This window comes from Roseateles sp. (genome assembly GCF_031397715.1).
GTDB lineage: Bacteria > Pseudomonadota > Gammaproteobacteria > Burkholderiales > Burkholderiaceae_C > Paucibacter_A.
Genome location: NZ_JANNMI010000250.1, coordinates 1 through 6,991 on the forward strand (window position 1 = coordinate 1; position 6,991 = coordinate 6,991).

Genomic DNA, 6,991 nt, shown 5'->3' on the forward strand with positions numbered 1-6,991 from the left:
CTTGCATGGTGATCGGCTTTTTGCTGGCGGTCTTCATTGACCAGAAGGTCAAGGGCGAGGGGCTGTTGCGCACGATCTTTCTTTATCCTTATGCGATGTCCTTCGTCGCCACCGGCCTGGTCTGGCAATGGGTGCTCAACCCGACCGACGGTATCCAGCAGGCGGTGCGGCAAATGGGTTTCCCTGACTTCACGTTTGACTGGATCATCGACCAGGACAAGGTCATCTACACCGTGGTGATCGCCTCGGTCTGGCAGGCCTCGGGCCTGGTGATGGCCTTGCTGCTGGCGGGGCTGCGCGGCATTGACGAGGACATCTGGAAGGCCGCCCGCATCGACGGCATCAAGCCCTGGCGCGTTTATCTCTTCATCGTGCTGCCGATGTTGGGGGCGTCGTTTGCGACCGTCTTCGTGCTGCTCTTCACCGCGGCGGTCAAGGTCTTCGATGCGGTGGCCGCGATGACGCAGGGCGGCCCCGGCACGGCCAGCGATGTGCCGGCCAAATTCATCATGGACCATCTGTTTGGCCGCGCCAATATCGCGCTGGCCTCGGCCGGCGCCATCGTCTTGCTGCTGACCGTGTTGGCGCTGGTGGCACCGTTTTTCTATGCGCGCAGCCGCAAAGCTAGGCAAGCATGAGCGCCCTCGTCATCAAACGAGGCCAGCAACGCTGGACGCCTGCACGCCTTGGCATCTACGCCTTCTTGGTCACGGCGGCGCTGTTCTTCCTCGCGCCGCTCTACATCATGCTGGTGACCTCGTTCAAGACGATGGAGGAAATCCGCCTCGGCCACTTGTTTGCCTTGCCACTGCAGGCGACGCTGGAGCCCTGGCGCGCGGCCTGGAGCGAGGTCTGCACGGGGGTGTCCTGCGAGGGCGTCAGCGCCGGCTTTTGGAACTCGGTCGCCATCGTCGTGCCGAGCACCATCCTGCCGGTCTTGCTCGGTGCCTTGAACGGCTACGCGCTGAGTTTTTGGCGGCCACGCGGGGCCAATCTGCTGTTTGGCATCTTGATGCTGGGTGCTTTTATCCCCGTGCAAGTGATGATTTACCCGCTCGTCAAGCTGTTGGCGGCGCTGGGCCTGTTCAGCTCGCTGGCCGGCATCGTGCTGGTCCATGTGATCTTCAGCATGCCGGTGATGACGCTCTTGTTCCGCAACTACTTCAGCGCCATTCCGCAGGAGTTGTTCAAGGCGGCGCGCATCGACGGGGGCGGCTTCTGGCGCATCTTCGTGCAGCTGATGCTGCCGATGGCCACGCCCATCATCGTGGTGGCGGCCATCATGCAGGTGACCGGGGTCTGGAACGACTACATCCTCGGTCTGGTGTTCGCGGGGCGCGACAACCTCCCCATGACGGTGCAGCTCAATAACGTCATCAACACCACCACCGGCGAGCGGCTCTACAACGTCAATATGGCGGCCACCATCCTCACCTCGCTGGTGCCGCTGTTGGTCTATTTCGTCTCCGGACGCTGGTTTGTGCGCGGCATTGCGGCCGGCGCCGTCAAGGGTTAAGTGAAGCATGAAAACATGTGGCGTCAGTGTCAAAAACCTAAGCATAAATTTCGACGGTCACGAGGTCATCAAGGACCTCAGCCTGGACATCATTGAGGGTGAGTTCCTGGTCCTGCTGGGCCCCTCGGGTTGCGGCAAGTCGACCTTGTTGCACAGCATTGCCGGCCTGACGGCGCCGGAGAGCATTCACCAGGGCGTGGTCGAAATCGGCGGCCAGGACATGACCTATGCCGACCCCAGCGAGCGCGGCATCGGCATGGTGTTCCAGTCCTATGCGCTCTACCCGACCATGACGGTGGAGGGCAATATGTCCTTCGGTCTGCGCGTCAGCGGCTGCCCCAAGGCCGAGCTGCAGCGGCGTGTGCAGCGGGTGGCGGCGATGTTGCAGCTGGAGCCGCTGCTGGCGCGCAAGCCGGCGCAGTTGTCGGGCGGCCAGCGGCAGCGGGTCGCGATCGGGCGGGCCCTGGTGCGCGAGGCGGCGGTGCTTTTGTTTGACGAGCCGCTGTCCAATCTCGACGCCAAGCTGCGCGCCGAGCTGCGCCGTGAGCTGAAGCTGCTGCACAAGACGCTGGGCTCGACGATGATTTACGTCACCCACGATCAGGTCGAGGCAATGACGCTGGCCAGCCGCATCGTCGTGATGCGCAGCGGCAATATCCAGCAGATCGGCGCGCCGACCGAGGTTTACGAGCGCCCGGCCAATCTCTTTGTGGCGGGTTTTTTGGGCGCGCCGGGGATGAACTTTGTGCCCGGTCAATTGCACAGCCAGGCTGGCCGGGCAGTCGGCTTGGAGGGTGCCTTGCCCGTTGACTTGAGCAGTTACCCCTTTCAGACGGCGGCCGTGCACGGCATGCCGGTGCTGCTGGGTATTCGACCCGAGCATGTGCGGATTGAGCCCCAAGGCGCGTGGAGCGCCAGCGTCCATCTGATCGAACCGATGGGCAACCATCAAGTGGTTTGGTTAAAGGCGGCGGGTCAGTTGTTGGCGGCGATAGCAGACGACAGCATGAATCTGAGCGTCGACAGCGAAGTCCGCTTCAGCTTCGACCTCAAGCGCGTCTCGCTGTTCGATCAAGCCACCGAGCAGCGCCTCTAAGCTGAAGTTCCCGCACCAAAAGTCAGAATTTCCCAGCTGATTCAATCGCTTCGCGAGAATCAGCGGAGCGCGCTCTGTCGACCACTGGATGGCTTTGATGAGGTCGAGCGCCTTTTGCTGAGTGGCGTTAGCCCGCTTGGTGATGTCCAAAATTGGAGTTATGTTTGCGCCGGGATTTGCGCCGGGATATGCGCCGGGATTTGCGCCCGGTGTGCGCCCGGTGTGCGCCCGGTGTGCGCCCGGTGTGCGGCCGAACGCGTCGGCGCCGGCCAGCTTGGCCAGCGCCGGGTTGCGGCAAGCCATCAGGCGCTCAGCGCGCGTCGAACAGATCGGGGCGGGCAGAGCGGGCGCGCGGCAGGCTAGCTCATTCGCAGCCAAGCGGCCGGCCGAGCAGCGCGGCCCTTAAATTCGGCAGACGTCCGCGAGGTCTGTTGTTCGCAAGCGCACAGACCAGTGCGACTGCAAGCCTCAAGGTTCGGCAAGCGGGCAGCAAGCCTGCGCATTCGCGGCGCTACACAGCGTCCCTTTGTATTGCCATACGAGGTTCACCGATGAAGACAGCTCCCCAAACCAAGGCCGATTCTGCCCATATCGCCAAGCTGATAGCCGCCATCCCGATCGCCATGCTGGCCACCGTCGAGGCCGACGGTGCCTTGGCCTGCCGGCCCATGGCGGTGCTGGAGATGGACGCCAGCGGCGCGCTCTGGTTCTTCACCGACCTGCGCTCCTCCAAGGTCGAGCACCTGCGCGTTGCCAACCTCAGCTTCACCGACTCGGCGCATGGCAACTATGTGTCGCTGTCGGGTCGCGGCGAGATCGATACCGACCGCGCCCATATCAAGCGCCTGTGGTCGGCATTCGCCAAGCCCTGGTTCCCGGACGGCCCGGACTCGCCCAATCTGGCCCTGCTGAAGTTCATTCCCGCTGCCGCCGATTACTGGGACGCGCCGAACAGCAAGATGGTGCGTGCTTTTGGCGTGCTGGCGTCGATGGTGGCGGGCAAGCCCATCGCGATGGGAGAGTCTGGCTCGCACACGCATATGTCGGCGGCTGCGTCGGCGGCGCCCTGAACCATGCGCATCACCGGGCTAGGCAGCGCAACACCGCCGGGGCGTTATACCAAGGCCGAGTGCTTGGTCGCCTTTGAGCGCTCGGCATGGTTTGCGCGGCTGGACACGCGCGCCCACATGATCGCCAGAACCGTGCTGCAGCGCGACAACGGCATCGCGGCGCGCCGCTTGGCGGTCGACTCGCTGGACGAGGTCTTCAACATCGACCCCAACACGCTGGCACAGCGTTTCCTCAGCCATGCGCCGCGGCTTGCTGCGCAAGCCGGTGAACGCGCGCTGAGGCAGGCCGGCCTGGCCCCCGCCCAGATCGACGCCGTGGTGGTCAGCACCTGCACCGGCTATCTGTGCCCGGGGTTGAGCGGCTATGTCGTCGAGCGCCTTGGGCTGCGCCCCGATGTGCAGGCTTTTGACCTGGTGGGCCAGGGCTGCGCCGCTGCGCTGCCCAATCTGATGCTGGGCCGGGCATTGCTGGCCGGCGGCGCCTGCGCGCAGGTGCTGTCCATTTGCGTGGAGGTCAGCAGCGCGGCGATGTATCTCGACAATGACCCCGGCGTGCTGATCAGCGCCTGTTTGTTTGGCGATGGTGCGGGAGCTGCCGTGCTGTCGCGCCAGGCCAGCCCCGCCAGTTCCTTGGGGCGCAGCATGGTGTGGAAAGACAGCAGCTCGCTGATTGCGCCGGGCGAGCGCAGCGCCTTGATGTTCGAGCAGCGCGACGGCATGCTGCGCAATATCCTCACACGCGCCGTCCCCGCCTTGGCGGCCGACTACGCGCAGCGCGTGCTGCTGACCGTGCTGGGCCGAGCCGGGCTGAGCCCCGCCGATGTGGGCACCTGGATCATGCATGCGGGGGGCCGCGATGTGCTGCAAGCACTTGAGCAAGGCCTTGACTTGACGCCCGGCGATGAGCTGCGCTACAGCGCGGCGGTGTTGCGCGAGTACGGCAATATGTCGAGTGCTTTTGTCTACTTTGTGCTGGAGGCCGCGCTGGCCGATGGCGCGCCGCCCGGTTGGTGGTGGTTGTCATCGTTCGGGGCCGGCTTCAGCTGCCACGGTGCGCTGTTGGAGCTGCAGTGATGCTGCTGACGATGATGACGATGCCCAGGCGCGTGGCCGCGGAGACGCTGGATCATCTCCCGCCTGCCGACCCCGCGGCCATGCGCTCGCGCCGCGATCTCGTGCGCGTGCACCGGGTCATGGGCACGCGGGCCATCGTCACGCGCGGCTGGCAGGACTTGCTGGCGGGCCGGGCGCTTGCTCGGCCGTTGCGGATTCTGGAGCTGGGTGCGGGCGACGGCAGTTTGCTGCTTGGTGTCGCTGCTGCGTTGTCGCCAGGTTTGCCGCCAGTGCAGCTGACCCTGTTGGACCGCCAAAGCATCGTCAGCCGCGCGACGCTGGCGGCCTATGCCGACCTGGGGTGGTCGGTGCGGGTACAGCAGGCCGATGTGCTGGACTGGGCCGCAGGGCCGGCCGAGGCCGAGCCTTGGGATTTGATCAGCACGGCCTTGTTCCTGCACCATTTCGAGGGCAGCGAGCTTGATCGGCTGCTCGCTGCGGTGGCCGCGCGCAGCGATCGCTTCTTTGCTTGCGAGCCGCGCAGGTCGCGCCTGCCCTGGGCAGCCAGCCATCTGGTTGGCGCCCTCGGCGCCAACGCGGTGACCCGTGAGGATGCGGTCTTGAGCGTGCATGCCGGCTTTAGTGGCCTGGAGATCAGCGCCCTGTGGCCGGGGGACAGCGCACTTTGGCAGACCCGCGAGTTCGCGGCCGGCTTGTTCAGCCATTGCTTCAGCGCACGCCGCGCAGGGAGCCAATGATGGCGGACGCCCCACTCAGCAGCTTTGACGCCCTGATCGTCGGTGCCGGTCCGGCGGGTTGCACGGTCGCGATTCAACTGGCCCGCGCGGGTTGGTCCGTCGCCTTGATCGAAAAGCAGCAGTTCCCGCGCCGCAAGGTCTGCGGCGAGTGCGTCGCGGCCAGCAACCTGCCGCTGCTGGAGGCGCTGGGGCTGGGCGAAGCTTTTGCGGCCTTGGCGGGGCCGGACCTGCGCCAGGTGACGCTGCTGCGCGGCGACCAGGCGGTGGTGGCCGCGCTGCCGGCCGCCGGGCACCCCTGCTTTCCCTGGGGCCGCGCGCTCGGCCGCGAGGCGCTGGACAGCCTGCTGCTGGCTCAGGCGCAGGCCGCCGGTGCCGTGGTGTTTCAGCCCGCTGCCGTGCAAGCGATGCTGGGCGGCCCCGGCGCCTGGTTTTGCGAAGTCCGCATGCTGACCTCTGCCACAACAGTCACAACAGCGCCGACGCTGTTGCGCCTGCGCGCCAAGCTGCTGGTTGACGCCCATGGGTCCTGGGAGCCGCTGCCCTCGGGCCGTAGTCAGCAGCGGCAGTCGCGCAGCGCCGCCGACCTGTTTGCCTTCAAGGCCAACTTCGCGGGCTCGAATTTGCCGATCGGCCAAATCACTGTGCTGGCCCTGGACGGCGGCTACGGCGGCATGGTGGTGGCGGACCAAGGCGTGATGACCTTGGCCTGTTGCCTACGCCGTGACCGGCTGAGCCAGCTGCGCGGCGCGGCGCCGGGCCTGAGTGCCAGCGAAGCCGTCGAAGCCTGGCTGCAGCGCGAATGCAGCGGCGTGCGAGAGGCCTTGCACGGCGCTCGGCACGGCGCTGGGCGAATTGGACCCTGGTTGGCCTCGGGGCCGCTGGATCCGGGCGTGCGTGTCAGCACCGCGGACGGCATCTTCAGGGTCGGCAATGCGGCCGGCGAGGCGCACCCGATTCTGGGGGAGGGCATCAGCATGGCCTTGCAGTCGGCCGCCTTGCTTTGCTCGCATTTATTGGGCGGCGGCGGCACCGCCACGGCGCCGGACCTTGCTGCCCAAGCCCGTTTGCAGCGCAACTTTGCGGCCGACTGGCGGCGCCAATTCGCGCCGCGCCTGCGTTTGGCGGCCGTCTTTGCAAATCTCGCCATGCGGCCGCGCTGTGCGGCTGCCTTGATGAAGCTGGTGCAAGCCTGGCCCGCTCTGCTCACGCTGGGCGCGCGCTGGGGCGGCAAGGTCCGCGCACCCCAGCTGGTGGCGCAAGGAAATTCTTCATTGACCCACCTGCGAGAGGAATCGACATGAGCCAAACCTTTGAGCGCCTGAGTGCCATCCTGATCAAGGACTACAAGCTGCAGCCGGATCGCCTGACCCTCGATGCCCGGCTGGAGAATCTGGGCTTGGACTCGCTGGGCACGGTCGAGCTGTTGTGGACGGTTGAGGATGTGTTCCAGATCAAGCTGCCGGGCGACCCGGTCGACCTGCCCACCTTGGGTGATGTG

The 6,991-nt window shown here is 66.0% G+C and carries 8 protein-coding genes; all 8 read left to right on the top strand.

The window, feature by feature from the left end; all coding sequences use genetic code 11:
• On the top strand, nucleotides 1-638 hold a 638-nt coding region (locus RMO57_RS10910; protein ID WP_310386538.1), incomplete at its 5' end, for a sugar ABC transporter permease.
• Nucleotides 635-1,516, top strand: coding sequence for a carbohydrate ABC transporter permease (locus tag RMO57_RS10915; RefSeq protein WP_310386541.1), 882 nt, complete (start codon nucleotides 635-637; stop codon nucleotides 1,514-1,516). The genes RMO57_RS10910 and RMO57_RS10915, both read left to right, overlap by 4 nt.
• Before the next feature lie 7 nt (nucleotides 1,517-1,523).
• Nucleotides 1,524-2,612 (top strand): ABC transporter ATP-binding protein, encoded by a 1,089-nt coding sequence (locus RMO57_RS10920; protein WP_310386543.1) that lies wholly within the window; start codon nucleotides 1,524-1,526, stop codon nucleotides 2,610-2,612.
• Nucleotides 2,613-3,163: 551 nt separating this feature from the next.
• Nucleotides 3,164-3,682: a pyridoxamine 5'-phosphate oxidase family protein gene (locus RMO57_RS10925; protein ID WP_310386544.1), complete on the top strand. Its 519-nt coding sequence runs from the start codon at nucleotides 3,164-3,166 to the stop codon at nucleotides 3,680-3,682.
• Nucleotides 3,683-3,685: 3 nt separating this feature from the next.
• Nucleotides 3,686-4,756, top strand: coding sequence for a type III polyketide synthase (locus RMO57_RS10930; RefSeq protein WP_310386545.1), 1,071 nt, complete (start codon nucleotides 3,686-3,688; stop codon nucleotides 4,754-4,756).
• Nucleotides 4,756-5,493 (top strand): methyltransferase domain-containing protein, encoded by a 738-nt coding sequence (locus RMO57_RS10935; RefSeq protein ID WP_310386548.1) that lies wholly within the window; start codon nucleotides 4,756-4,758, stop codon nucleotides 5,491-5,493. Before RMO57_RS10930 ends, RMO57_RS10935 begins: the two co-directional genes overlap by 1 nt.
• Entirely contained in the window at nucleotides 5,493-6,794 is a 1,302-nt protein-coding gene (locus tag RMO57_RS10940) for an NAD(P)/FAD-dependent oxidoreductase (RefSeq protein ID WP_310386550.1), read from the top strand. The genes RMO57_RS10935 and RMO57_RS10940 overlap by 1 nt, the downstream gene beginning before the upstream one ends.
• Nucleotides 6,791-6,991: phosphopantetheine-binding protein (locus tag RMO57_RS10945; protein WP_310386552.1), on the top strand; the 201-nt coding region annotated here is incomplete at its 3' end. The genes RMO57_RS10940 and RMO57_RS10945, both read left to right, overlap by 4 nt.

What these genes read in the sequence shown, in the direction of transcription:
- RMO57_RS10925 (WP_310386544.1), top strand. Translation starts at nt 3,164, where the DNA reads ATGAAGACAGCTCCCCAAACCAAGGCCGATTCTGCCCATATCGCCAAG.
- RMO57_RS10930 (WP_310386545.1), top strand. Translation starts at nt 3,686, where the DNA reads ATGCGCATCACCGGGCTAGGCAGCGCAACACCGCCGGGGCGTTATACC.
- RMO57_RS10935 (WP_310386548.1), top strand. Translation starts at nt 4,756, where the DNA reads ATGCTGCTGACGATGATGACGATGCCCAGGCGCGTGGCCGCGGAGACG.
- RMO57_RS10920 (WP_310386543.1), top strand. Translation starts at nt 1,524, where the DNA reads ATGAAAACATGTGGCGTCAGTGTCAAAAACCTAAGCATAAATTTCGAC.
- RMO57_RS10940 (WP_310386550.1), top strand. Translation starts at nt 5,493, where the DNA reads ATGGCGGACGCCCCACTCAGCAGCTTTGACGCCCTGATCGTCGGTGCC.
- RMO57_RS10915 (WP_310386541.1), top strand. Translation starts at nt 635, where the DNA reads ATGAGCGCCCTCGTCATCAAACGAGGCCAGCAACGCTGGACGCCTGCA.